This window comes from Mesorhizobium sp. M3A.F.Ca.ET.080.04.2.1 (genome assembly GCF_003952525.1).
Classification (GTDB): Bacteria; Pseudomonadota; Alphaproteobacteria; order Rhizobiales; family Rhizobiaceae; genus Mesorhizobium.
Genome location: NZ_CP034451.1, coordinates 816,331 through 842,277, shown reverse-complemented (window position 1 = coordinate 842,277; position 25,947 = coordinate 816,331). Strand labels below are relative to the sequence as shown.

Below are 25,947 nucleotides of genomic sequence, written 5' to 3'. Positions count from 1 at the left end.
CTGGGGCCAGAACATTGATACCCGGAGATCATGTGACGCGGAGCCGCGAGGCAGAGGGAATATCCATCGTCGATCTCATCCCTGCGTTACGAGCTTTCGCGCGGACCTTTTGCCGGATGCCGGACGATGCCGATGACCTGGTTCAGGAAACGCTGACCAAGGGGCTTGCTAATCTGGACAAGTTCGAGCCGGGAACGCGCATGAAGTCATGGCTTTTCACCATCATGCGCAACACCCATTATACACGTATCAAGGCAGCGGCCAGGGAGGCGCCCGGCCTGCTCGACTGCGCTTCCAGCCGGCCGATTTCGGAAGCGTCCCAAGATTGGTCGGTACAGAGCAGGGAAGTCCACCGGGCCATCCAGAAGCTTCCCTCGCACCAGCGCGAAGTGCTGATGCTGATCGGCGTCCTGGGCGTCAGTTATGAGGAAACGGCGGAGATTTGCGGCTGCGCGGTCGGCACTGTGAAAAGCCGGCTCAACCGCGCGCGTGCGGGTGTTCTGGAATTCCTCGGCGAGAGCTCGCCGCAAACCTTGGTCGAAAGGCGCCAATATCTATCGGAGGATCATTGGGATTTGGAGGCTGCCAGGCGACGTTGACAAGTGACGTTTTGTCGGGGGTCAGTTTGTCGTCTCGCGCCTGCGCTTTTCGATCAACGCGTTCTGCAATTGGATCGCGAGCTTGGTGAGGCGATCAGGAACCTTTTCCTGCTCAATGGCGGACAACAGTGAGGCAATCTCCTGGTCCATGCCCAGGCTCGCCTGAGGGCCGAGATCGCCGTGGCTCGCGCGAGACATCGCTTTCTCTTAACAAATGAGGTCTCTTCAAATTCACTGAGACCATAGACGGACGCAGTTTGCAAGGCGGTTCCAGCCGCAGGGCCGATCCGATTTCGGCTCTGCACAGGATTGTTCTCCAGTGCCAATTCCGCTGCCCGAAGCTCCCGGTTTGCGAGATCCGTCGCGCGCAAGCGCCGAGGCTCGATCAGCCGACCGAGCCTACTCCTCGGGCAACCGGTTGGCTGCATGATCCTGATACTGATCGGACTTGGTCCGGTTGCCGTCGAGGCCGCGTTGCTCGGAGTGCTGCTTCTTGTCCCGGTTCGACAGGACGTCGTTTTCACCAACCATGTCCTTGGGAAGGTTGGTCTTCGCTCCGCTGCCGGAACCCTTGCCTTGGCTGCCGCGCCCCATGTGCTTCTTGCCGCCGGACGCCATCGCCTTCTCCTGTGGTTCGCTTTCGCCGCTAACCTGGTCCTGGGGTCCGAACTTCTCTTCCTCCGTTATGTTCCGCAGCCCCGACGCACAAGAAAGGCGGCGCCGTCCCAAAGGCTGAACGGCTTCTCGCCGGCGATGAGGACGTCCAGGCGGTGCGCATCGGCCAAGGAGCGAACATCGCAGCGGTCTCGGGCGCCTGCTTCCCGATAGGAATAGTTGAGGATTGCGGCCATTCCGCCTCGCCGCAGCACCCGCGCGATCTCGCCGAAATGCCGCTCGGCTACACCGGCGAGCACCAGATAGGGGAAGCTGTCGACCGCCAGCACGCCATCGAAGCTTTCGTCGGCGAAATCGTCGAGGCCGAAGCCGGAGGCCCGGCGAAGCTCCACAGTGGCAAGGCCGGCGCATCGCTGTCGCGCGATGGCGATCATGTTGGAGGAAATGTCGGTGCCGACAATGTGCCCCACCTTGGCGTGAAGCGCGGCTTCGAACCGGCCGATCCCGCAACCGATGTCCAGAATTGCCTTGCCTGTGCCGCCGAAGCCTTGCTGTTCCAGCCAGGAGCAGATCTCGGCTGTAGCCGCGCAGAGTTTTTCCTCATCGCCAAGCGACGACAGTTGCACGCTGGCGGGCGCAGAGATGGCGGCCGCCCGGTCGAAGCCGCTGGCCAGCCGTTCGATGGTCATGGCAGCCGTCTCGCCATCCGGGCGCTCATGGCATACCGAGGCCGCCGTCGCGCGGAGTTGGTCGAAGACATCGGGCTTGGTCGCGAGCAACGCCGCGATGTCCTCGAGCCAGTTCCTCCACCCGAACTGGCTTGAGCGCAGCTCCATCGCGATCTTCGCCAGTTCTGCCGCCCCGATCTCCGGCTCGACGCAGGCTGCCAGCCTGGCGAGTGCAACTTCGGCGCAGACGCCATCTGACATGCATTCCTCGAGGACGCGCCTTGCGGCCTTCGGCTCTTGCGTTGCTGCGCTCACGACGGTGCGCTCCGGGTCCAGACCCGTTGCTGCGTCCAGCGGTCGACGGCACCCCAGCCATATTTGTAGCTCTCTCGCCCGCGCAGGAAATCGAACTCACGAGCGCCCTCGTGAACGGCTTCTGCAATTGCCTCGCCGATCAGGATAGCGCCGGGGCTTTCCTCCGCGTAGCCGGGATCGAACCCGCCGAGATAGGCATAGGCGCGGCCGCGATGATGGAAGCCATAATAGGCGCCGACGACAGCCTCGCCGATTTCCATCAGCCAGCAGCGCGCTAGGCCATTGGCGGCGAGTCGAGGAAGGGCAGTCCGATGGAACTTCACCGCACAAGGGTCCGCCAGCACGCCGCCGCCTTGTCCGGCCCAGCGGGAGCCGTGCAGACGGATCAGATGATCGAGGAATGTCTCCGGATCGGTCTCGCAGCGTCTGATGATTACTGATCCTCTTCGTTGCGCGGCTCTCCATGCGCGACGCAACTGGCGCCTGCGCCGCGCCGGGACCAGGCTTGCAAGCGTCTCGTCACACGTAAGCGGGAGCACCGGACACGCGGCGTGGCTTGCGGATAGGCTCTCCACGGCATCCGGCAGCGCAAGGCTCGAGCAAGCGGCTTCTGGCGGAAGGTCCGGCAGGATCCATGACGACCATTCGAGCCGGAGCACTGCGCCGGCGATGGCAGCGTTCACCGCCGCCGCTTGTCCGGGCATGCACAGGATGTCGAGATAGTCGCTCAGCGAGATTCCGATCGGCAGCAGGCGCGACCCCGAGGCGTGTCGCTCGAGGTAGAGCGGCGCCAACCCGACAAGGTCCGTTCCGCTCCACACCGCAACAACCGCGAGATCGCCCGGCATAAAGGCCTGCCACCAGGGCAGCAGCCAGGCTGGAGATTGGAAAGGCGTCGCGGAGATGCATTGCGACCACAGCCGCCACCAAGGCGCTTCAAGGCCTTCGAGCGCATCTTGTTCGCGAATGATCTCGGCACAAAGCCCGCTCACCGGGCGGCTCCCTGCCACGTATGATGGGCGCCGAGCTGCGCCAGTTTGCGATAGGCATCCATATAGGCCGAAACCATGCGTTCGAGCGAGAAGCGGCGGCGCGCCTCGGCCCGGCATGTGTCATGGTCCAGCTCCGCGCAAGCAACCATGGCTTTCGCCATCTGATCGACGTCGTCGACGAGAAAGCCGGTCTTGCCGTGTTCGACGACGTCGGGCAGCGCGCCATTGGGAAAGGCGACGACCGGCGTGCCGCAGGCCAGCGCTTCCATGGCGACCAGCGAGCTGGTTTCCGCCGCGAGGCTTGGGATCACCAGGCAGCGCGCGGCATTGAGCAGGCGTCGCTTGGCAGACAAACCGAGGGGCCCGAGGAAGCGGCGTCGCCTGCCGAGGCAAGGCCTGATCTCGTCGGTGAAATACCGGACATGTGTCTCATAAGCGTAGAGCTGACCGCCGATCGCCAAAGGCATCGCGGCAAGCCTGGCGGCATCGAGCGCCAGATGGATGCCTTTCTCGGGACAGATGCGGCTCAGAACGAGCGCGAAATTGCGCCGCGAGCGCGGGTGGCTCAGGGCCTCGATGTCGACGCCATTGGGAATGGGCTTTATCAGCCTGGACCCGGGCGGCGCGGTCCTCTGCTGCGCCTCGGAGACTGCGTGCAGCCATAGATCGTCGCGCGACCGCGCCAGCACCTCAGGCGGATACCAGCCAAGCGGCAGGTGCAGCGTCACCAGTGTCGGGCCGTCGTCCGGCAGATAGGTATCGAAGTCGATGCCGTGCAGGTGCACCACGTCGATCGGCCACTGCGAGCGAGCGGCGGCGATGGCCGCGCGATGCGCTTGCTGTGCCCGCTTCTTTGCCGCCTCGTCGAGCGCCCCCGCTTCGGCGCGTGTTTCCACCAAAATGCCGGCAGCCCGGGACCCTTCGCAGGCGACCACGATCGACCGATGGCCTTGCTGCACCAGTGCGCGGTCCAGCATCGACAGCACCTGCTCGGCGCCGCCGACCGCATCGGGCCCGACGGGCGCGAGAGGGTAGGCGACGTTGAGCACCGTGAGGGTCATGGGCGGTCGAGCCTAAACTCCTCTTGGAACCTCATGCCGCCGAGATCTGCCGCACCGGCATCGCGGCAGCATTTATGCTCGGCGCGTAGCGACGGATCATGGCCGCACAGAACTCGGCGAACTCCTCGGGAACTTGTGGCGGACTGGTGTGATGCGGCTGAACGCCTCGATGCTCGGGCGTGAAGCAGAAGGTGACGGTAACGTCGAAATCGGCGAGCGCCTCCATCTGTCGGTCGAACCAATCGAGCGCGTTCGGCCGGAAGCTGTCGGCCCAGGAAAGCCCGGTGCGCAGGTTGGTGACCCCCAGCCGCTTCATCCAGGCGACGGCATCGTCCAGGCGGTGATCCTCGAAATGGAACCACTGGACCAGCCCCATCTCCGGGGCATGGCGGGCGAATTCCTCGAGAGCGGGCTTGGGCGTGCCGTCCTCACGCAGCAGGCCCATGTAGAAGTGCCGGTAGTAGGAGGAACCTTCCGCCTCGCGATGGCGCGTCGTCGCCTCCCAGGCGCTGGGCAGGTCATAAAGGCTGTACCATTGCACGCGCGGTGCAATGGCAAGCAGCAGCTCGGCTGTCCGGCGCAGGCCCCAGGCCTGGATCTCCTCGGCGCCGAAGGTCGAGACCCCGACTTCACTGACCCAGATCGGCAGCTCGGTCACACTCGCGATCTCGCCAAGCTTCTGCGGCCATTCGTGGATCTGCCAGAGGTTCCAGTCGAGCGGGAAGCCGTGCACCGCCACGGCATCGACATGGTCGAGCACGCCGAACTCCCTCATTCGCGTGATGAATCCGGCATCGATCGGCGAGATGCCGCCGAGCACTTTTGTGATTGCCGGGTTCTCCAAGCTGATCGCCTCGGCCGCCAGGGTCGCCATCCGGGCGAAGCGGCTCCAGTCGGGATCGAGCTCGGGGTCCCAATGGGACTTGTTGTTCGGTTCGTTCCAGATCATCGCCGCTTCAATCATCTGACGGTCCTTTCGATGGATATGCCGCGCCGCCCCCTTGAGGCTCGCCCGCCGCGCGGCAGAAATAGACCTCGTCTTCGGGGTGAAGCAGGATCTCGAAGCCGGCGCTGCGCAACATCGCCTCGGTGCAGGCACGATTGGGGATCCACCAGTTGGTCGGATCGTCTGCGTAGCGATGCTCGATGAAATGCAGCCGGGGGAACTCGGGCCGGTCGAACAGCTCCCGCATCCAGAAATGATAGTCCTGTTCGAGCGCGAGGACGTCGCCGCTGCCGCGCTGCATCGATTGAAAGACCATCAGGTCCCGCGCGACGTGCTCGCGGACCAGGTCCAGCGCCAGCAGCGGATGCCGCAGGTGGTAGAGCACGCCCATGAACAGCACGATATCGAAGCTCTCGCCGAGCGCGCCGACGTCATAGACCGACAGCTGCCGGAATTCGATCTGGCATTCCGCGATCTCGGCGGCGAAACGCGCCTGCGCCAGATAGCCCTCGTCGAAGTCGATGCCGAGCACGCGATCGGCGCCGCGCTTCTTCATCTCGATCGAGTAGAAGCCGGCATTGCACCCGATATCCAGCACGGACTTGCCCGACAGATCGGCCGGAATGGCATCCGCGAATTTGCGCCATTTGATCAGCGGATAATTGCCGAGGAAATGGTCGGGAGCGGTCTCAACGCCGGCCAGTTCCATGTTGTGGAACCACGGCCCGAGCGCGTCGATGCGGCGGCGTATTTCGGCATTGGAATGCAGCATGGCTAGCCTCCCTCGCCAGGAAAGGATGGTACCCGAGAGCGGCCCTGAGGCATGATGGCCGGTGTGCCTTCCACTTCGGCCGCTTCGTTGTTTTCCAGCAGCCGGAGCGCGGTCCGATAGCCGTTGAAGGTGCCGACGTCGACATAGGCGGTGCCTGCCTTCACGCCCCAGGCTTCACCGCCGGCAGCCAGATAGGCATTGACCAGCGTGCCGAAATACTCGTCGCGGCCCTCCCGCTCGCGCCACAGGGCGGCGAGCTCGTGAAAGATGCCGCCCGGCATCTTGAATGCGCCCCAGACCCAGTCCGTCGCCGCGTCGCGCTGCTTGACCTGGATCTGCTCGACACGGCTGTCATCATCGACCACCACGGCATCGAAAAGCTCCGGGCGGTCGACCGGAAACATGAGGAAGGACAGCCGGTCGTCGGCCAGGTGGCAAAAGCCGTCCTCGGGAAACCAGATCGTGTCCGGGAGGCCGATGAGGACCGTTTCGTCCGGCGCGACGAGCGGCGCAGCGCGGAAGATCGCGTCGCAAAGGCCGACCGGAGAGGGCTGCGCGACGAAGATCGCGGCGGCGCCGTCATAGCCGGCCGCGTAGTATTCGAGGATGTCCGATTTGCCTGATCCGATGATGAAGCAGATCCTGTCGACGCCGTTGCGCACCATTCGCCGCACCAGATATTCGCTGACCGCGCAGGGGCGCTCCGTCTGCCCGTCCATCCGGCTGCCCACCGGCAGCAATTCCTTGGAAAAGCCGAGCGGTTGGATGCGGCTGCCGCGCCCCGCCGCAGGCACAATACCCAGCATCAGACGGCTTCCTTCATGACTTCGCCCGCCGGCGTCCTGGCGGCATCGGCCAGGATCCGATCCAGTTCTGACGCGCGCCGGGCCGATGTATGTTCGTCGAGGACGCGTTCGCGGGCATGGCGGCGCAGCGCGCCCAGCTCCCCGTCCGACAGGCCGAGCGCCGCGATAACGTCGTCGGTTGAATGCGCCAGAAGGATTTCCCTGCCCGGATCGAAGAAGCTGTCCAGGCCCGGCCAGTCGTCGGAGATGATCGCCGCGCCGCAGGCCGCCGCCTCGAACAGCCGGCCTGAGGGGCACCAGCCCTTTCTCGCCATCGCCTCGCGCGTGACATTCAGCGTCAGGCGTGACGAGCAGAAAAAGGCGGAATGGTCAGCGGGCGGCAGATGCCTGACGAAGAAGATGTTGTCGCCCCACGGAAATTCCTGCGGATATTGCGCGCCGCCAATGATGAAGCGGCGATCAGGCATCCGTGCTGCGGGCGCGACCAGCAGTTTTTCGACAGCGGCCTGCCGATCCGCCGCATAGGTCCCCAGGTACGACAGGTCGCCGGCAAATTCCTGCCTGGGCGGTGCCGGCCGGTGGCGGTCAGGGTCGACATGGCCGTAAAGCGGCACGACGTGGCACGCGCCCAGCATGGACTTCAGCGCATCCAGCGCCGGACCACCGGTGAAGCTCAGCACCAGATCGAAGTCGCGAAGGCCTTCCGGACCGAAATAGTCCGGGTGTTCGCCCTGCTCGATCCTCGTCAGCGTCACCGGTGTATCGAGATCGTAGAACACCTTCAGCCCGCGGCAGCTCTCCTGGGCAAGCCGCGATGCTTCGACGGCGTCCGGGCAGTAGGAGGTGATGATGACCACATCCGCCTGCCGGATTGCGACGGCCGCGGCGCGGCGTATCTCTTCCCAGTCCGGATAGAGCACCAGGTCGCCGCCATCGAGCCGGTCGAGATCCCTGGCGCCGGCGTAGTAAGGCGTGTCGCGTTCGAAGAAGCTGATCGACCAGCCCAGCGGCGCCAGCGCCCGGATCAGCCCGCGCCAGAGCGTGGCATGCCCGTTTCCCCATGACGACGTGACGGTGAGACCGAAAATGACCATGCGCATCGGCAGCGTCCGTCAGGCGACTTCGTTCAGGCGGATGAGCTTCGAGCCCCAATCGCCGCTGACGATGGTGGTGAGCGAGGCCGGCTCTATGTCGAAGCGGAAGCAGTCGCCCAGCTGCAGCCCGAGAACCTTGCATACCGCCGCCTTGATGACGTCGGCATGGCTGACAAGCGCAACGACCTGGTTCTGCGCGTCTTGGCGTGTCTCGTCCATCAGGCCGACAACCCGTTCCTGCACGGCCAGCATCGTCTCGCCGCTCGGCGTGCGTGCGCTTTGGCGCTGGTCGTTCCACAAGCGCCAGCGGGCGTCTCCGTTCAGCTCTTCGAATGTCTTCCCGGACCAGGCGCCGAAGTCGATTTCGTCCAGTTCCTGGCAGATCCCGATCTTCTCGATGTCGCAGGCTGTGGCGATCGGCTTTGCGGTTTCCAAGGTCCGCTCACGCGGACTGCTCAGGATGGCAGAGATCGGTTCCCGCGCCATGCGGCGGGCAAGACGCAGAGCCTGCGCCTGCCCGGCCTGGCCGAGTCTGATGCCTTGCAGGCGCCCTGCCAGATAGCTCCCGACATTGTCGTGCGCCGCATGGCGGATGAGAAGGAAGGTCGTGGTCATTCCGCGGCATCCAGCATCGGCTCGTCCCTGCCGGCGATGAAGGCTAGCGTGCGCAGACGCGCTTCGGCGTCGGTGAACTGCTCCGGCGGCGACTTCATGAAGTAGCTGCAAGGTCCCGTCAGCGCCCCGGCGATGCCCCGGTCGAGAGCGAGCTTGGCGCAGCGCACCGCATCGATCACGACGCCGGCCGAATTAGGCGAATCCCAGACCTCCAGCTTGAGCTCGGCATTCAGCGGCACGCCGCCGAATGTCGTGCCTTCGACACGTATATAGGCCCATTTGCGATCGGTCAGCCAAGGCACGTGATCGCTGGGGCCGACATGGATGTTGCCGGCTTCGAGCGGAACGTCGATCTGGCTGGTGACGGACTGCGTCTTGGAAATCTTCTTCGATTCCAGCCGCTCCCGCTCCAGCATGTTGAGGAAGTCGGTGTTGCCCCCGAAATTGAGCTGGTAGGTGCGGTCGATGCGCACGCCGCGCTCCCGGAACAAATTGGCAAGCAGCCGGTGCACGATGGTGGCGCCGACCTGGCTCTTGATGTCGTCGCCAATAAGGGGAAGCCCACGCTCCTCGAAACGCCGGCGCCATTCCGCCCGTGAAGCGATGAAGACCGGTATGCAGTTGACGAATGCGCATCCGGCCTGAAGCGCGCATTCGGCATAGAAGTGTGTGGCCGCTTCCGAGCCGACGGGCAGGTAGGACACCAGCACCTCGGCTCCGCTGTCGCGAAGACGCTCGGTCACGTCGACGACCGGCTCGTCCGCTTCTTCGATCTCGTCGCGCAGATATTTGCCGATGCCGTCGAGCGTCGGGCCGCGCTCCACGCGAGCTCCGGTGGGGGCAGCATCGGCAAAGCGGAAGGTGTTGTTGGGCGCGCTGTAGATCGCTTCGGCCACATCGCGCCCAACCTTGCTCTTCGCGACATCGAAGGCACAGACCACTTCGATGGCATCGACATGATAGCCACCGAGGTCGGCATGCATCAGCCCGGGGATAGGCTCGTTGCTTTTCGCGTTGCGGTAGAAGGAGAGACCTTGCACAAGGGAGGATGCGCAATTGCCGACGCCAACGATGCCGATACGAACCTTCTTCGATGTCACGAAGCCGCCTCTGCTGTTGGGGGTAAGTTCCTCGTCGCCGAACCGCAAGCAGCCCGGAATGTTCCTTGGAAGGCGGAAAAATTACGGTGCCCGATCGTGGATCAAAGATGCTGCGCTTTGCGTTGGCGGCCAGACAGCCAGGCAGGAGCGGCATGATCGTCTTTGCCGACCACAAACAGGCGCACGACGCGCGGCGGCTCAGGCAAGCAGCCTGCGAGGCGCTCGAAAAGATTGGTCGCATGCACCCCGGCATCGAACGGCATGCGGCGCTGGTGGAGCTGTTCATCGCCGTCTCGGAGTTGATCCAGGGTCTCGCGGATGCCCAATTCCAGGCCAGCGGCATCGACATCAATTCACCCGACCAGCAGCGCGGTGCAGTGATCCTGGTCGCGCTGGCCAAGGAAGTGATGCGATCCTGGCAGGGCGGCTTTGCCGTTCGCGAAGCGCTCGACCCCGACCTGACAAAAAGGCTGGCCGGTCTCGACTGCGTGGGCGAGATCGCGACCGGCGCGGCCGAAGGCTACGCGCTCTATGCACTCTACCCGGAAACCTATCTCGTCGCAGCACAGCAGTCCGGCCTCAATGCGGACACATGCGTCATTGGCATCCGCAGCATTGGTCTCGGACTTGGCGCCCTGGTCGCCGCCGCACTTGGCGCGCCGCCGCCCGTCAGCCTGCGCCCCATCGGGCACCCCTTCGACCGATGCGTGTCTGCCAGTCCCGACCTCATAGCCGGCTGGCGGGACAACTCGGTAGCCAAATTCGCGATCGTCGACGAAGGCCCGGGCCTTTCCGGCAGCTCCTTCCGTGCAGTCGTCCAATGGTTGGCGGGGCAGGGTGTCGATCTTGATCGCATCCATCTGTTCCCGAGCCATCGCGGTGGTCCGGGCGCAGAAGCTTCGCCAGAGATCCGCAATATCTGGTCGCGTTGCCGATGCCACGTCGCGGATTTCGAGCACGCCTTCGACGGGCAGGCAGCACCCTCGCTGCGGCAATGGACAGCAGGTCTGCTCGGCAGGCCCGATATCCAACTTCGCGAAATCTCCGGTGGCGAATGGCGCAAGCATCTTCCTCAGCCAATCGAGCAGTGGCCGCCGTCCTTCGCCCGCTTCGAGCGGCGCAAGTTCATCACATCGGCGGGTGGCGAGCGCTGGTTGGTCAAGTTCGCTGGCCTCGGCGAGACGGGGCGGCGCAAGCTGCGCACGGCCGGAGCGCTCCATGAAGCGGGCTTCGGGCCGCCGATTGCCGGTCTCTGCCACGGCTTCCTGGTAGAACGCTGGATCGACGCGGCCAGATTGGATCAGGCCGATGTGAGCCGGGACAGGCTGGTCGAGTGGCTTGGTCGCTATCTCGGCTGGCGCTGTGCCAATCTCAGATCCGAAGAGGTCGGCGCGTCGGCATCTGGGCTGGCAAGGATGGCGCTGCACAACTGCGCCGAGGCATTGGGGGGCGGTCCGGCGAGCGCTTTGCGGGACTGGTTCGCCAACCGGCCGACGCCGGAGTCAAAGCGAAGGGTCGAGATCGACGGACGGCTGCATCCTTGGGAATTTCTGGTCTGTTCAGACGGCACTCTTTTGAAGACGGACACGGTCGACCACTGCCGCGCGCACGACCTTGTCGGCTGCCAGGACATCGCCTGGGACATTGCCGGCGCCCGAGTGGAATACCAGCTGTCTCAAAGCGAATTCATGCGGCTGGTCCGAGGCGTCGAGGCAGAAGCATCGTGCCCCGTCGACCCCGGCTTGGTCGACTACCTGGAGCCATGCTACATCGCATTCCAGCTGGGGCTGTGGACGATGGCGGAAGGGTCTGCGGCGGACGAGGAAAAGACCCGGCTGACCGCCCTCGTCAAGCGCTATGAAGCGGAGCTTCTTCGCTTCCTGGAGCGACTTTGACTGAGGCGAGGGTGCTCAGTCCAGCTTGCGCAGCATATCGGCTTCCTGTTCCAAAATCGCGGCCACTTCCTCGCGCTGGAGATGAGTCATCATGAGGCTGACGCAGCATTCGAGATAGGTGATGGAGGCTCGTCTCAGGAAGGCGGCGGTCTCCATGGCTGCCATCTGCTCGACGTCCTTGGCTGATCGCTTCGGCTGCACGGCTGCATCCTCCATGCCGGTTGTGAAGCCCAACCAGAATCTCGGTTGGTTGTTCCGCCGGGACGGAAAGAACGCATGGCGCGTCCAGTGTTCTCAAAGCGGGAGATTCTGCACTTTGCCCGCACCCACTTTGTTGATCGCCGCGATGGGCTCCATCGCACCGTCGTCGCGTTCTGCGAAATAGGCGATCGTGCGCAGCAATCCTTGCCTGAGCGGTACCTGGGGCGACCAGCCAAGCAGCGCCTTGGCGCGGGCTATGTCGGGTCGGCGCCGGCGCGGATCGTCCTGCGGCAGCGGCAGAAACTTCACCGCCGATCTCGTGCCGGTCAGTTCGCGCACCAGGCTGGCCAGTTCGAGGATCGTGAACTCTCCGGGATTGCCAAGATTGACCGGCTGGCGAGGATTGGGTTCGACATCCATCAGGCGCAGCAATCCATCCACCAGGTCGGTGACATAGCAGAAGGAGCGGGTCTGCCGGCCGTCGCCGAAAATCGTCAGCGGCAGCTTCTCCAGCGCCTGCATGACGAGATTGGAAACGATGCGGCCGTCGGCCGGATCCATCTTCGGACCATAGGTGTTGAAGATGCGGGCGACGCGGACGTCTGCCATGCGCGCCCTGAGATAGTCGAAGCAAAGCGTTTCAGCGGTCCGCTTGCCCTCATCGTAGCAGGCGCGCGGACCAGTGCAGTTGACATGGCCGACATAGTCTTCGCGCTGCGGATGCCGGTCCGGATCGCCGTAGACTTCGCTCGTCGAGGCCTGCAGGAAACGGGCGCCGTTGCTCGCGGCGAGCTCGAGCAGGTTCAGCGTTCCGATGACGCAGGTGCGCGTCGTGTGAACCGGGTCGGCCTGGTAGCGCGGCGGCGAGGCCGCGCAGGCCAGGTTGAAGACACGTTCGACGGGCTCGCCGAGTTCCAGCGGGGCGCAAATGTCCTGCTCGATGAGCCGAAAGCGCGGCTGGCTGACGAGTGAAGCTATGTTCTCCATTCGGCCGGTGAGAAAATTGTCGACGCAGGTCACACGATAGCCTTCACCAAGCAGCGCCTCGCACAGGTGCGAACCCAGGAAGCCGGCGCCGCCGGCGACCAGCGCCGTGCGTGCCTGTCGAGCCTTTCTTGACCGCTGCATCTCTATGTTCTCCTGTCTGCCAGTCATGCTGCGCTTTCGATATCCAGATCGAACGCTTGATGTGTCTGGTTAGGCCGCGTCAGCGCCGAGATGAATTCGCGCGACCGCGCGGCCCCGGTATGTCTTGCGAGCACCAGTTCGCGGGCGCGCCGGGCCATGCCGAGCCTGGCCCGCTCGGATTGCCCGACCAGCGCCTGGACCACGTGTTCCGCACTGGCGGCGGTCTGGATCGCCGAGGCCGGGAAGAAGCTGTCGAGTCCCGCCCAGCGATCGCTGATGATCGGCGTGCCGCAGGCCGCGGCCTCGAAGAGACGTACGCTCGGCGACCAGCCCGCAGCGATCATCGACGCGCGCGTGAGGTTCAGCGTGTAGCGCTGCCGGCTGTAGAAGGCGGCGTGATCGGCGGGCGGCAGGTGTTCGACGCGTTCGACATTGTCCGGCCAGGCGAGATCGGCAGGATATTGCGAACCGGCCACGACAAAGCGTCGCTCGGGCAGCCGTCGCGCCGGCTCGAGCAGCAGCGCTTCCAGCGCCGGTTGCCTGTCCGAGCTGTAGGTTCCGAGATAGCCGAGATCCCATTGGATCCGGCTTCCGATCCGGTGATGGCGTTCCGGATCGACCGAACAGTAGAGCGGCTCGGCCCGTTGCGCGCCGAACTCCGATCTCAGGCGGTCCAGCGTCGGCCCGCCGCTGAAGGAGAAGTAGACGTCGAAATAGGGAATCTGCCGTCGGGCCAGATAGTCGCAATCATCCTCGGCGATCCTGGCCAGGGTGACCGGCGTGTCGATGTCGTAGAAACAGAAGTGGCCCGTGCACAGCGAGGCGAGCTCGTCGATGATCACCTTGCCTTCGGGCACGAAGGAGCCGACGACCACCACGTCGGCGCGCTGCAGCTCTCGATGATGGTTGCGGCGAAGCTCGTCGACGGTCTCGTAGTAGCGCAAGGTACAGAAATCGGGATCGCGCAGGTCGCGGTGATGCGCATACCAGGGCACGTCGCGTTCGAGAAATGTGATGCGGTGACCGAGTTCATGCAGGCCTCTCAGCAGTCCGCGAAAGGTCGTCGCGTGCCCGTTGCCCCAGGAGGAGGACAGCGAAAGACCGAGGAAAACGATGTCGAGTGCCTTCGTCATTCCGCAGCCTCCACGGTCGGGCGTTCGAAATGCGACTTGAAGATGACGTCCACCAGCTCGGCTCTCAGCGTGTAGGTGTGATCGGCAAGAACGCGCCGGAGCGCCGCAGCGCCGATCGCCTTCGCCCGCTGCGGCGAAAGGGTGCGCATGATCTCGACGACATCCGTGCCGTCCCGGGCGATCAGGATCTCCTCGCCGGGGGTCAGGAACAGCTCGACGCCGAGCCAGGCATCGGTGATGAGGCAGGCGCCTGCGCCCGCCGCCTCGAAGACCCGCGTCGCCGGCGAGAAGCCATTGGCGGCCATGCTGTCGCGGCTGATGTTCAGCACCGCCTTTGGCGTGACGTTGAAGGCGTTGTGGTCCCTCGTGCCGACATGTCCAAGCCATGAGACATTGGCCGGCAGCGGCTTGTCTCCCCAGCCGGAGCCGCCGAGCAGGAAGCGCTGGTCGGCCGAGGCGCGGGCGGGCTCCAGGAAGAAGGCTTCGACCCGCGCCTCCCGGTCCGGCAAGCGGTTGCCGAGGAAGGCAAGGTCGCAGGCAAAGCGCGGATTCGTGGCGACCGGATGATGCGTCTCGGGATCGAGCGCATTGTAGATCGGCACGCATTCGGCCGCGCCCAGGGCCCGATACTCCCATACGACGGGATCGCCACCGCCATAGGTCAGCACAAGCCCGATCCGTTTCAGCGCGTCGTGCAATGGGTGGTCGGCGTCGTTTCGCAACTCGCCCAGCGTTGCGGGCGCATCGACGTCCCAGAACACGGTGAGCGCGTCGCTGCGGGCATTGTCGAGCACGGCGCGCAACAGCGCCTCGTCCTCGAAACCGACGCCGCTCGCCTTAACCACGATATCGGCCTGCGCGGCCCGCGACGCGACCTGCATCAGCGCATGCGGCGTCGCCTCGTAGACGACGACCGTGCACCAGTCCGGCGCCTCGATGTCGCGATGCCGCTGTCGGTCGAAAGCGTCGGGCTCGAAGAACACGATATCGTAGCCGCGCCGCGCAAGCGCTTTCAACAGGCCTCGATAATAGGTGGCGGCGCCGTTCCAGTACGAGGACAGCAGGCTTGATCCGTAGAATGCGATTTTCATGCCGCGGCCTCCCTTGCCGGTGCGCGATCAAGTGCCTGGCGATTGCCGCATGCGGCGAGAATGTCGAACAGTTCGTCCGCGCGGTGCCGGCAGGTATGCCTTGCGAGCACGGTTTCGAGGCCGCAGGCGGCCAGCGTCTCGGCAAGCTCTGGGTCGTGCAGCAGGTCGCGAAGATGGCGACGCATTTCGGCGCCGTCGCGCGCGAACAGGAAATCCTGTCCCGCGCGGAACAGTCCTTCGACGTCCGACCAGGGCGCGGAGACGAGGGGAATGCCGCAGGCCAGTGCCTCGAACATGCGGATGGTGGGAATGCCGGGCAGGCTTTCGCGGTATGGCCGGCGCGGAATGTGCACCGTTACGCGATGCCGCGCGAACGCTTGCGGGACGTCGGCATTGGCGATCCAGCCCTCGTAGCGCAGGCCGGCTTTGGCGAGAGCGGCAAGCGCCTCGGGCGGGTAGCGTACGCCGTGAACGGTTCCGGACAGGCCGGGTTCGCTTGCCGGCCCGATCAGGAACTCGCTGATTTCGGCGCTGCGCTCGTCGTCGCCCCAATTGCCGATCCAGACCAGGTCGGAGGCGCGATCGGTATCGGGTGAAGGCACGAACAGCCGGTGGTCCGCCGCCTCGTGCCAGGTGAAGGCCCGCTTGCCCCAGCCGGCCCGGAGATAGCTCTCCCGCAAAGCCTCGCCGAAGACCAGGACGCCGTCGTAATGGTCGAGGTTCAGCGCCGAGATCGATTGCGTTGCGGAGACGGCACGGTGATGCGTGTCGTGGAACAGAAGCGTGAAATTGCCTCCACTGGCTCGCGCCCGGCCGATGCGCGCGACAAGCTCCGGATCGGTCCATTCGTGCACGATCACGACGTCGGCCTTGGCAAGCCAGGCCTCATGTTCGAACGCGCCGTCATAGGTCACTGGCATCAGCTCGGGAAAATCCTTGCGGAAGCGCTCGACGGCGAAGGATCCCTTCTCGGCCAGCAGGTTGGAACGGCTCCACCCGTCGGCCGGCTCCAGCGCGAACGCATGATGTCCGCGCGCGATGAGCTCACGCATGATCCCCCGCTGGAAATGCGCGTTGCCATGGTTCCAGTCGGAAACGACGGAGTGGGTATAGAATAGGAAATGCATGGTCAGCGTCCTGCGACGGCCAGTGCCGCCTGATCGTAGATCTCGCGCATCGTTGCCGCCTGGGCCCGCAGCGAGAGCTTGCCTGCCCGTCGCGCGGCACGCCGGCCGAACCGGCGGCGCATGCCCTTGTCTCCGGCGAGGCTGGCGATGCATCCGGCAAGCGCATGCGCATCGCGCTTGTCGTAGAACACGGCCGCGCCGTCCCAGATCTCGCGGTAGGTCGCGATATCGGCAAGCACCAGCGGCGTCCCCGACGAAGCAGCCTCCAAAGCGGCGAGCCCGAAAGGCTCATAAAGCGACGGCGACACGAAAATGCCCGCCCGGCCCATCAGCCGGCGCACTTCGGCATGACCGATCGAGCCGAGCGAAAGGCAATTGTCGAGATGCGCACGCTGACCATCAGGGCCTTTGAGCGGACCGGCGGCAAAAACCGGCCAGTCGCAGTGGGCGGCCGCCGCGTCGAGCACCAAAGCGTTCTTGCCTTCGTCCCACCAGCGGGCCGCGGCAAAGACGAAGGGCTCGCGGTGCCCGGCCGTCGGGCCGGGCAAGCCGCCGTTGTGGACGACGCTCAGCCGCGCAATCGGTCCATAGCAGGCCTGCAGCATGTCGGCGTGGCTTCGGCTGGGAGCGACCACGGCGTCGGCGCGATCGAAGCCCGCTCTGTTGCGGCGCTTCTGCCAGCCCCAGTCGCCGGTCGCGGCTTTGCCGCGCACCGCATGAAGCCAGGTCACCACGCAGGAATGCGAGACCGCGATGACTGGGCAGGGCAGATCGAGCCCAGCGGCCTGCGCCGGAGCGTTGAGATGGACCAGATCGGCGGCGTAGGCGCTCGCAAGCGGCCCCAATTCGCCAGGCAACCGGTCGAGATCGTCCTCGCGATGTGTCATCCAGTCCGGCGGGGTCTTCAGCCATGCAAGCGTGGTGAAGGACTGCGCCTCGCGGGCCTGCTCCTCGCACGGTTCCGGCCCCAGGCCGGCAAGCACGATGCTGATGCCTTGGCTCGCCAGCTCACGCGCCAGGTCGAGTGAATAGCGCCAGATCCCGCCCACGGCATCGGTGGTCATCAGGATGCGTTTGGGACGATCGATCAATGGCTGCAGCATGAAGACTCCAACTCGGCAAGCGCATGCGGGCGCTGGTCCTGGATGTCGCTGAAGGTCCGAAACGAGGCGAGATAGTGCTCGTGCGCACGCTCCCAGGCGAAGTCGTCCGGCTCGCCCCATAATTCGCGATAGCTCGGAGAGCTCGGATAGGGATAGAGCGGCACCGGCTCGTTAGCCCAGACACCGTGATCGATCAGGTGCTTGCGCCAATAGTCCACCAGCGCCGGATCGTCCTCGACCACGCCGATCAGATTGGCCTGGACGAAAGGAACATGGCGGCGAGCGTCGACCAGCAGCGCGGCCAGTTCCTCTGTACCGAGGCGACAGCGCTTGGCCAGCATTTCGCGACCCTCGACGGTCAGGCTCTCCAGGCCTGCTTCGATCGACACGCAGCCGGCCGCGCCCAGCAACTCCAGCAGCTCCGGTTTCCACAGATCGATGCGCGTCTGGACGCCGAACTGCACCTCGCGCTCGATCAGCGCTTCAAGCAGGGCCTTCTGCGGCAGGAAGATCTCGTCGATGAAATAGATGTAGCCGACGCCCTGCGCGATCAGGCCGTCGATCTCGGCGACCACGGCCTCGTGGTTCCTGCGCCGGTAGGCGTCGCGAAAATCGATCTTGGCGCAGAAGCTGCAATTGTAGGGGCAGCCGCGCGACGCCTCCACTTCCGCTCCGGCTCCCCGCTGGTTGGAATCGAAACGGTGGTGATGATGCGCATGACCGGAGATCCAGTCGGACGGCCAGTGGACTGCCGGGTGGTCGACAAAGCGGCTGGCATGCACCCCGCCAGTCGCTATCAGCTCGCCGTCTAGGAGCCGCGCGGTATGAGCAACGGCGCTCCAGTCGCTCTGCCCGGCAAGCTCGGCGACCACCTCCTCGCATTCGCCGCGCACGACGACATCGACTCCAAGCTTGCGCAAGGCGGGCGCCGGCGTGGCCGAGGCGTGCGGCCCGACCGCGACGGTGCGGCCGCCGCGTCCGGCTAGACTTTCCAGGAACTCCGCCGGCACGCGCAGTTCGGGCGGGGCGCAGCGCCAGAAAAGGTAAGTCGGCGCCGTGGTCACGACGGTCATGTCCGGGCCAAACGCCGCCGCACGCTCGGCAAGCGTTGCGTTGTCGAGGTCCTGCAACTGCCCGTCCAGCATCAGCACGTCGTGCCCGGCTGCTTCCAGCAAGGCCTTGGCATAGCCCAGCTCCAGCGGCAGATGCGGCTGGCGGCAGCCGAAATAGATGCTGTGCTCGTAGGTCCAGTGGGGATTGACCAGGGCCACTCTCATGCGACGTACCTCGCGGCTTCAGGGCGTGGCTTCAGCCGGTGCCGCAGCAGCCAGCCGGCGAGATCGACGACACCCTTGCGCCACGGCACCTGCGCCTTCCAGCCGAGCGCGGCCTCGATCTTGCGGGTATCGGCAACGAAGAAGGGCTGGTCGCCGGTGCGCTCCGGTTCATGGCGGAGCGTGACGTCGCAATCGGTGACGGTTGCAATCTCGGCCAGCAACCCGCGCAGGCTGACTGCGTTACGCGGTCCGCCTCCCAGATTGAACGCCTGGCCCTTGAGGTCTTCGATCCCGGCCAGCACGGCGCGATAGGCGGCAACCGCATCGGAGACATGCAGGATGTCGCGCACCTGCTTGCCGTCGCCATAGACGGTGATGGGCCGGCCGCTGAGCGCGCTGAGCAGGAAATGCGCCACCCAGCCCTGGTCCTCGGTGCCGAACTGGTGCGGCCCGTATATGCAGCTCATGCGCAGCACCGCCGTCGGCAGGCCGTAGGACTTGGCGTAGTCGAGCACATACTGATCCGCCGCGCCCTTGGAACAGCCATAGGGGGTGCAGAAGTCGAGGCCGATCGTCTCGTCCACGCCATTGAGGCGGATGGCCTCGTCGCGAGGTTCGTAGCGATCGTCGGCTTCCCGCACCGCGATCTGCGGCAAGCTGCCATAGACCTTGTTGGTGCTGGCGAAGACGACGGGAACACCAATGCGGCGCGCAGCTTCGAGCACGTTGAACGTGCCTTTGAGATTGATGTCGAGGTCTTCCGCTGGGTCGACCAGGCTCGTGGTCACCGCCGTTTGCGCGGCCAGATGGAAGACGGCCTTCGCGGGCGCCAGTGCCGTGACCAGCGCGCCCGGCTCGCGTATGTCGACGGTTTCGACGCTGACGAGGCTGCCATGTGTTTGCGCCAGCCATTCCAGGTTCTGTTCGACGCCCGGGCGGCTGAGATTGTCGATGACCAGCACCGGCTCGCCATCCGACAGCAGGCTGTCGGCGAGGTTCGAGCCGATGAAGCCGCTGCCGCCGACGATCGCCACCGGGCCCCTGCCAAGCTCGCGGTTTTGCTGGTTCATGACACCAGACCCCGCTCTTCCAGTTCCCGCCGCATGTCGGCGCCGCGATCGATGGCGACGGTGTTGCGAACCCAGGCCACGAACTCGTCGAGCGAGTTCTCCAGCCGATGGTTGGGCTCGAAGCCGAGCAGTTCGCGCGCCTTGGCAATGTCTGCGAAACAGTTGCGGATATCGCCGGAACGAGCCTTGGCGAGAATTTCGGGCGGCCGTTTCGGGACGCCCATCGCTTCCGCAAGCAGCCGCGCGACCTCGCTGATCGTGTAGGAGCGTCCGCTGCCGATGTTGATGGCGTGGCCGGCTGCATGGCGCTGCTCCAGGGCCAGCCGGAAGGCGCGCGCGACGTCGCGCACATGGACGAAGTCGCGCTTTTGCCTGCCATCTTCGAAGATCGTCGGCGGCTTGCCGTTGGCCAGGCGTGAGGCGAAATTCGCAAGCACGCCGGTATAGGGATTGGCGAGCGCCTGACCGGCGCCGAAGACATTGAACAGCCGCAACGCCACCGCGTCGACGCCATACGCCTGGCCGAAGATCAGAACGGCACGCTCCTGCGCATATTTCGTGAGCGCATAGATGGAAGCGAGGTCGGCCCGCTTCTCCTCGTCGGTCGGGATCGGCGACAGCGTTTCGCCCGCATCCGACAAAAGATCCCAGCGGCCGTTCTTGATATCGGCCGGTCTGCGGCGCGCATCGTCGATGCGCCGCCCGTCCGGCGTCTGGTAGAGACCTTCGCCGTAGATGCTCATCGACGAGGCGACGACAATCCGTTCGACCGGCTTCTTGATCAGAGCCTCAAGAAGCGTCGCGGTGCCGAGATCATTGGTGGCGACATAGCGGGCGATCTCGTACATGGACTGGCCGACGCCGACTTCCGCCGCCAGATGGATGACGGCGTCGGCATCCGAAACAACCTCGGCCATAGCGGAGCGATCGCGCACGTCGCCCTTGATCAGTTCCGTTCCGGCCGGCATGGTGACGGCATCGGCGCCATGCACCTGTTCCAGCAGCGCGTCCAGGATGCGCACTGCATAGCCATGTTCGACGAGTTCCTGGGCGACATGGCGGCCAATGAAGCCGCAGCCTCCCGTAACCAATACGCGTTTCACGAGAACTCCCTTGCGGAATTGGCATAGGCGCCCCGAACTGCGGGGCAAAAGCTTTGTTCCCTACCTTCAATGAAGTTCCTGAAGGTCCCGAAAGAGAGGGCTTCGGCCTGGACCTGCTTCGGGAACATTGCCCTTTGCCCGCTGTTAGGGCCGCTCATCGGCCAGTGGCGAGAAAGGGAAATTCATGTCGGAGGCGAAGACGACCACCAATCACGACGAAATCCGCAAATGGGTGGAGGAAAGGGATGGCCACCCCGCGGTCGTTCGCACCAAAGGCGAGGGCGGTATCCTGCGCATAGACTTCGGCGAGCCTGAAGAGGCGCTCGACCCCATCGAGTGGGACGAGTTCTTCCGGATCTTCGACGAAAACGATCTCGCCTTCCTTCACCAGGACGAGGCAGGCCGCGGTGGGAAAAGCCGCTTCAACAAGTTCGTCGAGCGCAGCCGGAACGGCTGAGACCGTCAGCAGCGCCAGGCGAGTTCCAGCCGGGGCGCCGAACCTCAACTGTTTGGCCGCATCACCACCTTGATGCAGCCGTCCTTTTTGTCGCGGAACTTCTTGTAGAGTTCGGGACCGGCTTCGAGGCCGGCGCGGTGAGTGATCACGAATGACGGATCGATATCGCCGCTCTGCACCTTGTGCAGCAGCGGTTCGAGATAGCGCTGCGTATGGGTCTGTCCCATGCGGAAGGTCAGCCCCTTGTTCATCGCGGCGCCGAACGGGATGTGATCGATAAGGCCGATATAGACGCCGGGCACCGAGATGGTGCCGCCCTTGCGGCAGCAGTAGATCGCTTGACGCAGGACATGAGGCCTGTCGGTGCCGAGATAGACGGTCGCCTTCGCCTTATCCAGCATGGAATCGAAACTCGCGCCGGCGTCGGCTTCGGTGCCGACGCAGTCGATGCAGCTGTCCGGCCCACGCCCGTTGGTCATGGCCATCAGATCGTCATAGATGTCCGAGCTGCTGAAATCGAGCGTCTCGGCCCTGCCGTGGTCGCGCGCCATGGCAAGCCGCTCAGGCACCTTGTCGATGGCGATGACGCGACCGGCGCCCAGCATCCACGCGCTCTGGATCGCGAACTGCCCGACCGGGCCGCAGCCCCAGATGGCAACGGTGTCGCCATCGCGGATGTTGGCGTTCTCGGCCGCCATGTAACCGGTCGGGAAGATGTCGGACAGGAACAGCACCTGCTCGTCGTCGATGCCGCCGGGCACCTTGATCGGACCGACGTCGGCGAAGGGCACGCGCAGATACTCTGCCTGTCCGCCCCAATAGCCGCCAGTCAGATGCGAGTAACCGAACAGTCCGGCCGGCGACTGGCCCATGACCTTGGCGGCCTGCTCGGAATTGGGATTGGACCGGTCGCAAAGCGAGAACAGGCCGTTCTGGCAGAACCAGCATTCGCCGCAGGAGATGTTGAATGGAACGACGACGCGATCGCCTTTTCTGAACTTGCTGTGGGCGCGGCCCACCTCGACCACTTCGCCCATGGTCTCATGTCCCAGCACGTCGCCGGACATCATCGTCGGCATATAGCCGTCCATGAGATGCAGGTCGGAGCCGCAGATGGCGCAGCAGGTGACCTTGATGATGATGTCGCGGTCGTCCTCTATCGCCGGGTCGGCGACCTCCTCGCAGCGTATGTCGCCTTTGCCGTGCCATGTCAGCGCTTTCATCGGGCTGTTTCCTACGGATTGAAGTTGATGCGCAGGTGCGGGCCCGAACATGCGGCAGACCCGAATGTTCCGTTCAGGAAAATTCGGGAACGCCTGCCCTGGATGGCGAATGCATCGCGGGAACCATTTCCCGGTCCGGCGGTTCCGGCGTCAGCATGGAGTGACGCGCCATGGGACTCTTTTCCGACCTCAACAAGAAGCTGACCGAGAATATCTATGCGCATGGCAGCTACTTGACCGACCCGAGCGCCGATCTGCCGCGACGGGTGGAGGAGACCGTCGATCTTCTCATGCCGTTCATCCAGCCGGAAGCGCGCGAGACGGTGAGATTGCAGATCCTCGGGATCGTCCACGAACACATCTATGACGAGCCCGGGACTGAACCGGGACATGCTCCCGTCGAAGAATGAAAGCTCCGCCATGATGATCGATCACATCTCTCTGGCGGTGGCCGATCTGATACGCTCGAAGCGGTTCTACGACGCCTGCCTCGAGCCGCTCGGCATCGCTCCCGACGAGGTGAGCGAGGACAGTTGCAGCTACGAGAGCGGAGGCGGCGTCGATTTCAGCATCCATCAGGTGGGTGGGCGCCCGATGATCCTGCCGCCCCCGGAAAGCCACTACGCCTTCGTCGCGCCGACCCGCGAGGCGGTCGACCGCTTCTTCGAAGCTGCGCTTTCGGCTGGCGGGCGTGACGACGGCCCTCCCGGCCTGCGGCCGGAATACCATAGCGACTACTATGCCGCCTTCGTCGTCGATCCCGATGGCCACCGCATCGAGGCGGTCTGCCACCTGCCGGACGGGTATCCCGGCTCGGGCCATATCAGGTGATGTCGGAGGTCTTCTGCTTGCCGCTTATCTTTGCCGCTGGGCTGGCGGGCGCTTCCGCCGGCGGCCGGGCGGCAAGGCGCTGTTCGCGCAGCCGTGCCGTCTTTGCCTCGCGAGCCTGGCGTTCCGCCTCGAGCAGTTCGCGCGCCACAAGCGAAGTCCGCTCGTGCCTGTCCTTGTCGATCTGCCGCGTCGCCACTTTCCAGCTCTTCGATGGGAACCGCATCAACTTCCGGACCGCCGGTGGTTCCCAGGCCGGTCGGCTAGATGTTCTCTTGCCTTGGTCCGCCAGCCTTGCGCGCCTGCGCCGTGTGCCACTCGGTGTCTATCGAGCCTTCCTCGGCCTTGTGGAAATATTGCGAGCACACCAGCCATCCCTTCAGCGGCCGAAGGAGAGCGACGCAGCAAAGTACCGTGAGCGGAAGGGTCGTGACCGCATGGACCCACAGAGGCAGGCCGAACGTCGTCTGGAACCAGACGCCGAACGCCAGGGCGGGTACCGCAGCAATCGTCATCGCGAAAAATGCCGGTCCGTCGGCTGGATCGGCGAAGGAATAGTCGAGGCCGCAAACCTCGCAGCGCGGCGCCAGCGTAAGATAGCCGCTGAACAGATGGCCTTGCTGGCACCTGGGGCACAGGCCTCGAATGCCGGTCATCATCGGATTGGACGTTGGCGAATAGTCGCTTTCGGCTGGACGATCATTCATCGCGCGATCAACCGCGGAAGTCTCCATCGCCGCGCGACCCATGCTGCTGGTCGGTCTCACGCAACAAGCGCACGATTGCATCGACAGGAGACGGATCAGCCGTCGGTTGTGCTTTCCATTGCCAAAGGTAGCGAATCAGCTTTCTGAATCTCGGCATCGAAACTCACCTCCTGCACTGTCAAACCTGCTTGTCGGAGCGATGTTCCGCGGTCGCGACTGCGTGCTTGCATCAACCGCCAAATGCCCGAGCGGCGTCACCCCAGCGTTGCGGCCAACAGGAACGCGACCGCAGCCACGACGACGAGCGCGGCAATGACCAGCACGGGACCGTTCCTGCCCGGCTGCAGAGTGGGCTCGCTCTCCAGTGGCCGCATCGCGTTGGCAAAGCTTGCCTGGTTGGTGAACTCCGCCCCACGTCGCTCGGCGGGGCGTGCGGGGCTTGCCACATCTGCGGCCTCCGCATCGGTCTCCTGAGGCGCTGCCGCCGGATCGAAGCCCGGCGTCTTGTCCCGGGTTTCTCCGGCCTGGATATCTCCCCGGTCCTCGGAAGGCGTCCGCCCGGTCCGCGCGTTCATCGGAACCTCCTTTGCAACCCAACTTTCGCCAGGGGCTGGGGTTCCAGCCGGCGTCAAACAATCTCGGTTTGGATAGAGGTTCCGGTTGAAAAGTTCTGGCTGGGGAACCTGGATTCGAACCAGGACTAACGGAGTCAGAGTCCGTGGGTCTACCGTTAACCTATTCCCCAGCAGGCGCGTCTGGCGACACGCGAAGCGGGCGGCTGTACGCCGCGAGCGCTGCCTTGTAGCCGCCGCCCGAAAATAGTCAACCCCGCACTGCGTTTCAATCGCCGCTTTTGATCAATCCGGCCGGGCGGCTCATTGGCCCTCGCCGCGGCTGTATTGCGAATGCTCGAACAGCAGCACCACGCACAGCCCGATCAGGAGCGGGATGATCAGGTAGAACAGGCGGAACACCAGGAGCGCCGCCAGCACGCCGACCGGGTCCATATGCGACAGCCCCGCAAGGAAGACGACCTCGAAGACCCCGAGGCCCCCTGGCGCGTGCGAGATTTGCGCCACCGAGAACGACACCAGAAACACGCCGAGAATGACGAAATATCCGGGATTGCCGGCCGCGGGCAGGGCAAAGAAGATGATCGCAGCTGCCGCAAGCAGCTCGACCGGGCCGATCAGCAATTGCCGCGCCACGATCGGCAGCGCCGGATAGTGCAGTTGGAAGCTTGCCAGCTTCAGCGGCCTGAGATGCAGCCAGCTGCCGAAAATGTAAGCCCCGACCAGAGTCAGCATGCCGACCCCGGCAGCCATCGCCAGGTGGTGGTGCGGCGTGCCCGAAAACCGGTCGATGATCTCGGGTTCGCAGACCAGCACGAGGCCGCCCACGAATATGCTGGATAGCACGAAGGTGAACCAGCAGATCGCCACCAGCACGCCGACCTCCTGGCCGGTAAGCCCCTTGGTGCCATAGGCGCGGTAGCGGATGACGGCGCCGGAAAACACGGAGCCGCCGATATTGTGCGAGAGCGCATAGGTGGTGAAGGAGCACAGTGTCACGAACAGCCACGACACCTTCTTGCCGATGTGCAGCAGCGCGATGTGGTCGTAGCCGGCAAGCGCCGCATAGGCGACGGTCGAGCTCAGCGCGGCCAGAACCCAGCCGCGCGCCGGGATGGCGACGAGGCCGGCCCAGACATCGTCCAGCGAGATGCCGCGCAATTCGTGAATGAGCAGCCACAGCGAGAACGCCACGGCCGCAAGGCCGATGACCGGCCAGAAATAGCGCCTCCAGTTCATGGCGTCGTCGTCATGCGTTACGGCTCAGTGGTTGCTGTTGCCCGATCCCTCATTCGAGACATGCCTGATCGAAGCCGGCTATTCAACTGCGAACCCCTGATCTCCTTTGCAAGAGGGATCGCCGGCAAAATTCGCTTTCACGCTCTTGGTGATCGGCGATGGCGCTGCTAGTCTGGCTGCAACTTGAAACAATGAAAGCGCCAGCTGCGT

30 protein-coding genes and 1 tRNA gene are annotated in these 25,947 nt (G+C 64.6%); 5 read left to right on the top strand and 26 right to left on the bottom strand.

Features of this window, described 5'->3' with window-relative positions; all coding sequences use genetic code 11:
• Nucleotides 1-32 precede the first annotated feature (32 nt).
• Nucleotides 33-599 (top strand): sigma-70 family RNA polymerase sigma factor, encoded by a 567-nt coding sequence (locus EJ074_RS04010; RefSeq protein ID WP_280952470.1) that lies wholly within the window; start codon nt 33-35, stop codon nt 597-599.
• Between the two features lie 21 nt (nt 600-620).
• On the opposite strand, the gene EJ074_RS30540 is transcribed toward EJ074_RS04010, so the two are convergent.
• From EJ074_RS30540 to EJ074_RS03960, 11 genes are all read right to left on the bottom strand, one after another.
• The gene (locus EJ074_RS30540; RefSeq protein WP_280952468.1) at nt 621-749 is read right to left on the bottom strand and encodes a hypothetical protein; all 129 of its coding nucleotides are present in this window, start codon (nt 747-749) and stop codon (nt 621-623) included.
• 249 nt (nt 750-998) lie between these two features.
• Nucleotides 999-1,217, bottom strand: coding sequence for a hypothetical protein (locus EJ074_RS04005; RefSeq protein WP_095808364.1), 219 nt, complete (start codon nt 1,215-1,217; stop codon nt 999-1,001).
• A gap of 65 nt (nt 1,218-1,282) precedes the next feature.
• Nucleotides 1,283-2,197 (bottom strand): class I SAM-dependent methyltransferase, encoded by a 915-nt coding sequence (locus tag EJ074_RS04000; protein ID WP_165349845.1) that lies wholly within the window; start codon nt 2,195-2,197, stop codon nt 1,283-1,285.
• On the bottom strand, nt 2,194-3,189 hold the full coding sequence (locus tag EJ074_RS03995; protein ID WP_095808363.1) for a GNAT family N-acetyltransferase: 996 nt from the start codon (nt 3,187-3,189) through the stop codon (nt 2,194-2,196). The genes EJ074_RS04000 and EJ074_RS03995 overlap by 4 nt, the downstream gene beginning before the upstream one ends.
• A complete protein-coding gene (locus EJ074_RS03990) occupies nt 3,186-4,250 on the bottom strand; it encodes a glycosyltransferase (RefSeq protein ID WP_095808362.1) in 1,065 nt (354 codons plus the stop codon). Before EJ074_RS03990 ends, EJ074_RS03995 begins: the two co-directional genes overlap by 4 nt.
• Before the next feature lie 31 nt (nt 4,251-4,281).
• Nucleotides 4,282-5,214 carry a beta-xylosidase gene (locus tag EJ074_RS03985; protein ID WP_095808361.1) on the bottom strand — a complete coding sequence of 311 codons (933 nt, stop codon included), beginning with the start codon at nt 5,212-5,214 and terminating at the stop codon, nt 4,282-4,284.
• A complete protein-coding gene (locus EJ074_RS03980; RefSeq protein ID WP_129552787.1) occupies nt 5,207-5,968 on the bottom strand; it encodes a TIGR04290 family methyltransferase in 762 nt (253 codons plus the stop codon). Before EJ074_RS03980 ends, EJ074_RS03985 begins: the two co-directional genes overlap by 8 nt.
• 2 nt (nt 5,969-5,970) lie before the next feature.
• Nucleotides 5,971-6,774 (bottom strand): sugar phosphate nucleotidyltransferase, encoded by an 804-nt coding sequence (locus tag EJ074_RS03975; protein WP_095808359.1) that lies wholly within the window; start codon nt 6,772-6,774, stop codon nt 5,971-5,973.
• A complete protein-coding gene (locus tag EJ074_RS03970) occupies nt 6,774-7,874 on the bottom strand; it encodes a glycosyltransferase (RefSeq protein ID WP_095808358.1) in 1,101 nt (366 codons plus the stop codon). The genes EJ074_RS03975 and EJ074_RS03970 overlap by 1 nt, the downstream gene beginning before the upstream one ends.
• 12 nt (nt 7,875-7,886) lie before the next feature.
• Entirely contained in the window at nt 7,887-8,483 is a 597-nt protein-coding gene (locus EJ074_RS03965) for a histidine phosphatase family protein (RefSeq protein WP_095808357.1), read from the bottom strand.
• Nucleotides 8,480-9,583 (bottom strand): inositol-3-phosphate synthase, encoded by a 1,104-nt coding sequence (locus tag EJ074_RS03960; RefSeq protein ID WP_095808414.1) that lies wholly within the window; start codon nt 9,581-9,583, stop codon nt 8,480-8,482. Before EJ074_RS03960 ends, EJ074_RS03965 begins: the two co-directional genes overlap by 4 nt.
• A gap of 107 nt (nt 9,584-9,690) precedes the next feature.
• Between EJ074_RS03960 and EJ074_RS03955 the strand changes: the two genes are divergently transcribed.
• Nucleotides 9,691-11,478, top strand: coding sequence for a hypothetical protein (locus tag EJ074_RS03955; RefSeq protein WP_245454791.1), 1,788 nt, complete (start codon nt 9,691-9,693; stop codon nt 11,476-11,478).
• Between the two features lie 15 nt (nt 11,479-11,493).
• Here the strand turns inward: EJ074_RS03955 and EJ074_RS03950 are convergent, their stop codons facing one another.
• Genes EJ074_RS03950 through EJ074_RS03910 form a run of 9 tightly spaced genes read right to left on the bottom strand, consistent with a single transcriptional unit; the run spans nt 11,494 to nt 20,711 of the window.
• Nucleotides 11,494-11,712, bottom strand: coding sequence for a hypothetical protein (locus tag EJ074_RS03950; RefSeq protein ID WP_245420543.1), 219 nt, complete (start codon nt 11,710-11,712; stop codon nt 11,494-11,496).
• Nucleotides 11,713-11,772: 60 nt separating this feature from the next.
• Nucleotides 11,773-12,807 carry a UDP-glucuronic acid decarboxylase family protein gene (locus tag EJ074_RS03945; protein WP_095808412.1) on the bottom strand — a complete coding sequence of 345 codons (1,035 nt, stop codon included), beginning with the start codon at nt 12,805-12,807 and terminating at the stop codon, nt 11,773-11,775.
• A 23-nt stretch (nt 12,808-12,830) separates the two neighbouring features.
• Complete coding sequence (locus EJ074_RS03940) at nt 12,831-13,940, bottom strand: glycosyltransferase (protein ID WP_095808355.1); 1,110 nt, start codon at nt 13,938-13,940, stop codon at nt 12,831-12,833.
• Nucleotides 13,937-15,031 (bottom strand): glycosyltransferase, encoded by a 1,095-nt coding sequence (locus EJ074_RS03935; protein WP_095808354.1) that lies wholly within the window; start codon nt 15,029-15,031, stop codon nt 13,937-13,939. Before EJ074_RS03935 ends, EJ074_RS03940 begins: the two co-directional genes overlap by 4 nt.
• Complete coding sequence (locus EJ074_RS03930; protein WP_095808353.1) at nt 15,028-16,158, bottom strand: glycosyltransferase; 1,131 nt, start codon at nt 16,156-16,158, stop codon at nt 15,028-15,030. The genes EJ074_RS03935 and EJ074_RS03930 overlap by 4 nt, the downstream gene beginning before the upstream one ends.
• A gap of 2 nt (nt 16,159-16,160) precedes the next feature.
• Complete coding sequence (locus EJ074_RS03925) at nt 16,161-17,261, bottom strand: glycosyltransferase family 4 protein (RefSeq protein ID WP_129552786.1); 1,101 nt, start codon at nt 17,259-17,261, stop codon at nt 16,161-16,163.
• On the bottom strand, nt 17,246-18,538 hold the full coding sequence (locus EJ074_RS03920; protein ID WP_095808351.1) for a TIGR04295 family B12-binding domain-containing radical SAM protein: 1,293 nt from the start codon (nt 18,536-18,538) through the stop codon (nt 17,246-17,248). The genes EJ074_RS03925 and EJ074_RS03920 overlap by 16 nt, the downstream gene beginning before the upstream one ends.
• Nucleotides 18,535-19,608 carry an NAD-dependent epimerase/dehydratase family protein gene (locus EJ074_RS03915; protein WP_095808350.1) on the bottom strand — a complete coding sequence of 358 codons (1,074 nt, stop codon included), beginning with the start codon at nt 19,606-19,608 and terminating at the stop codon, nt 18,535-18,537. The genes EJ074_RS03920 and EJ074_RS03915 overlap by 4 nt, the downstream gene beginning before the upstream one ends.
• The gene (locus EJ074_RS03910) at nt 19,605-20,711 is read right to left on the bottom strand and encodes an SDR family NAD(P)-dependent oxidoreductase (protein WP_095808349.1); all 1,107 of its coding nucleotides are present in this window, start codon (nt 20,709-20,711) and stop codon (nt 19,605-19,607) included. The genes EJ074_RS03915 and EJ074_RS03910 overlap by 4 nt, the downstream gene beginning before the upstream one ends.
• Before the next feature lie 184 nt (nt 20,712-20,895).
• On the opposite strand from EJ074_RS03910, the gene EJ074_RS03905 reads away from it, so the two are divergent.
• Nucleotides 20,896-21,168 carry a hypothetical protein gene (locus tag EJ074_RS03905; protein WP_095808348.1) on the top strand — a complete coding sequence of 91 codons (273 nt, stop codon included), beginning with the start codon at nt 20,896-20,898 and terminating at the stop codon, nt 21,166-21,168.
• Nucleotides 21,169-21,212: 44 nt separating this feature from the next.
• Here EJ074_RS03905 and EJ074_RS03900 read toward each other — a convergent pair whose 3' ends face one another.
• Nucleotides 21,213-22,391, bottom strand: coding sequence for a zinc-dependent alcohol dehydrogenase (locus EJ074_RS03900; RefSeq protein ID WP_129552785.1), 1,179 nt, complete (start codon nt 22,389-22,391; stop codon nt 21,213-21,215).
• Between the two features lie 170 nt (nt 22,392-22,561).
• On the opposite strand from EJ074_RS03900, the gene EJ074_RS03895 reads away from it, so the two are divergent.
• Nucleotides 22,562-22,801, top strand: coding sequence for a hypothetical protein (locus EJ074_RS03895; protein WP_095808346.1), 240 nt, complete (start codon nt 22,562-22,564; stop codon nt 22,799-22,801).
• 13 nt (nt 22,802-22,814) lie between these two features.
• Nucleotides 22,815-23,222 (top strand): VOC family protein, encoded by a 408-nt coding sequence (locus EJ074_RS03890; RefSeq protein ID WP_095808411.1) that lies wholly within the window; start codon nt 22,815-22,817, stop codon nt 23,220-23,222.
• Here the strand turns inward: EJ074_RS03890 and EJ074_RS03885 are convergent.
• From EJ074_RS03885 to EJ074_RS03865, 5 genes are all read right to left on the bottom strand, one after another.
• On the bottom strand, nt 23,215-23,445 hold the full coding sequence (locus EJ074_RS03885) for a hypothetical protein (protein WP_129552784.1): 231 nt from the start codon (nt 23,443-23,445) through the stop codon (nt 23,215-23,217). The genes EJ074_RS03890 and EJ074_RS03885 overlap by 8 nt on opposite strands.
• A gap of 37 nt (nt 23,446-23,482) precedes the next feature.
• On the bottom strand, nt 23,483-23,926 hold the full coding sequence (locus tag EJ074_RS03880) for a DUF983 domain-containing protein (protein ID WP_095808410.1): 444 nt from the start codon (nt 23,924-23,926) through the stop codon (nt 23,483-23,485).
• A 254-nt stretch (nt 23,927-24,180) separates the two neighbouring features.
• Complete coding sequence (locus EJ074_RS03875) at nt 24,181-24,501, bottom strand: hypothetical protein (RefSeq protein WP_095808344.1); 321 nt, start codon at nt 24,499-24,501, stop codon at nt 24,181-24,183.
• A gap of 96 nt (nt 24,502-24,597) precedes the next feature.
• A tRNA-Gln gene (locus EJ074_RS03870) sits at nt 24,598-24,671 on the bottom strand.
• 130 nt (nt 24,672-24,801) lie between these two features.
• On the bottom strand, nt 24,802-25,737 hold the full coding sequence (locus EJ074_RS03865; protein ID WP_095808343.1) for a lysylphosphatidylglycerol synthase domain-containing protein: 936 nt from the start codon (nt 25,735-25,737) through the stop codon (nt 24,802-24,804).
• Between the last annotated feature and the right edge of the window lie 210 nt (nt 25,738-25,947).

Excerpts from the sequence above, each read along its gene's own strand:
- EJ074_RS03915 (WP_095808350.1), bottom strand. The coding sequence starts at position 19,608 with ATGAACCAGCAAAACCGCGAGCTTGGCAGGGGCCCGGTGGCGATCGTC.
- EJ074_RS30540 (WP_280952468.1), bottom strand. The coding sequence starts at position 749 with ATGGACCAGGAGATTGCCTCACTGTTGTCCGCCATTGAGCAGGAAAAG.
- EJ074_RS03920 (WP_095808351.1), bottom strand. The coding sequence starts at position 18,538 with ATGAGAGTGGCCCTGGTCAATCCCCACTGGACCTACGAGCACAGCATC.
- EJ074_RS03930 (WP_095808353.1), bottom strand. The coding sequence starts at position 16,158 with ATGCATTTCCTATTCTATACCCACTCCGTCGTTTCCGACTGGAACCAT.
- EJ074_RS03945 (WP_095808412.1), bottom strand. The coding sequence starts at position 12,807 with ATGCAGCGGTCAAGAAAGGCTCGACAGGCACGCACGGCGCTGGTCGCC.
- EJ074_RS03970 (WP_095808358.1), bottom strand. The coding sequence starts at position 7,874 with ATGCGCATGGTCATTTTCGGTCTCACCGTCACGTCGTCATGGGGAAAC.
- EJ074_RS03875 (WP_095808344.1), bottom strand. The coding sequence starts at position 24,501 with ATGAACGCGCGGACCGGGCGGACGCCTTCCGAGGACCGGGGAGATATC.
- EJ074_RS03890 (WP_095808411.1), top strand. The coding sequence starts at position 22,815 with ATGATCGATCACATCTCTCTGGCGGTGGCCGATCTGATACGCTCGAAG.
- EJ074_RS03980 (WP_129552787.1), bottom strand. The coding sequence starts at position 5,968 with ATGCTGCATTCCAATGCCGAAATACGCCGCCGCATCGACGCGCTCGGG.
- EJ074_RS03895 (WP_095808346.1), top strand. The coding sequence starts at position 22,562 with ATGGGACTCTTTTCCGACCTCAACAAGAAGCTGACCGAGAATATCTAT.
- EJ074_RS03880 (WP_095808410.1), bottom strand. The coding sequence starts at position 23,926 with ATGAATGATCGTCCAGCCGAAAGCGACTATTCGCCAACGTCCAATCCG.
- EJ074_RS03865 (WP_095808343.1), bottom strand. The coding sequence starts at position 25,737 with ATGAACTGGAGGCGCTATTTCTGGCCGGTCATCGGCCTTGCGGCCGTG.
- EJ074_RS03905 (WP_095808348.1), top strand. The coding sequence starts at position 20,896 with ATGTCGGAGGCGAAGACGACCACCAATCACGACGAAATCCGCAAATGG.
- EJ074_RS03885 (WP_129552784.1), bottom strand. The coding sequence starts at position 23,445 with ATGCGGTTCCCATCGAAGAGCTGGAAAGTGGCGACGCGGCAGATCGAC.
- EJ074_RS03990 (WP_095808362.1), bottom strand. The coding sequence starts at position 4,250 with ATGACCCTCACGGTGCTCAACGTCGCCTACCCTCTCGCGCCCGTCGGG.
- EJ074_RS03965 (WP_095808357.1), bottom strand. The coding sequence starts at position 8,483 with ATGACCACGACCTTCCTTCTCATCCGCCATGCGGCGCACGACAATGTC.
- EJ074_RS03925 (WP_129552786.1), bottom strand. The coding sequence starts at position 17,261 with ATGCTGCAGCCATTGATCGATCGTCCCAAACGCATCCTGATGACCACC.
- EJ074_RS03975 (WP_095808359.1), bottom strand. The coding sequence starts at position 6,774 with ATGCTGGGTATTGTGCCTGCGGCGGGGCGCGGCAGCCGCATCCAACCG.
- EJ074_RS03955 (WP_245454791.1), top strand. The coding sequence starts at position 9,691 with ATGCTGCGCTTTGCGTTGGCGGCCAGACAGCCAGGCAGGAGCGGCATG.
- EJ074_RS04005 (WP_095808364.1), bottom strand. The coding sequence starts at position 1,217 with ATGGCGTCCGGCGGCAAGAAGCACATGGGGCGCGGCAGCCAAGGCAAG.
- EJ074_RS03935 (WP_095808354.1), bottom strand. The coding sequence starts at position 15,031 with ATGAAAATCGCATTCTACGGATCAAGCCTGCTGTCCTCGTACTGGAAC.
- EJ074_RS03940 (WP_095808355.1), bottom strand. The coding sequence starts at position 13,940 with ATGACGAAGGCACTCGACATCGTTTTCCTCGGTCTTTCGCTGTCCTCC.
- EJ074_RS03985 (WP_095808361.1), bottom strand. The coding sequence starts at position 5,214 with ATGATTGAAGCGGCGATGATCTGGAACGAACCGAACAACAAGTCCCAT.
- EJ074_RS03900 (WP_129552785.1), bottom strand. The coding sequence starts at position 22,391 with ATGAAAGCGCTGACATGGCACGGCAAAGGCGACATACGCTGCGAGGAG.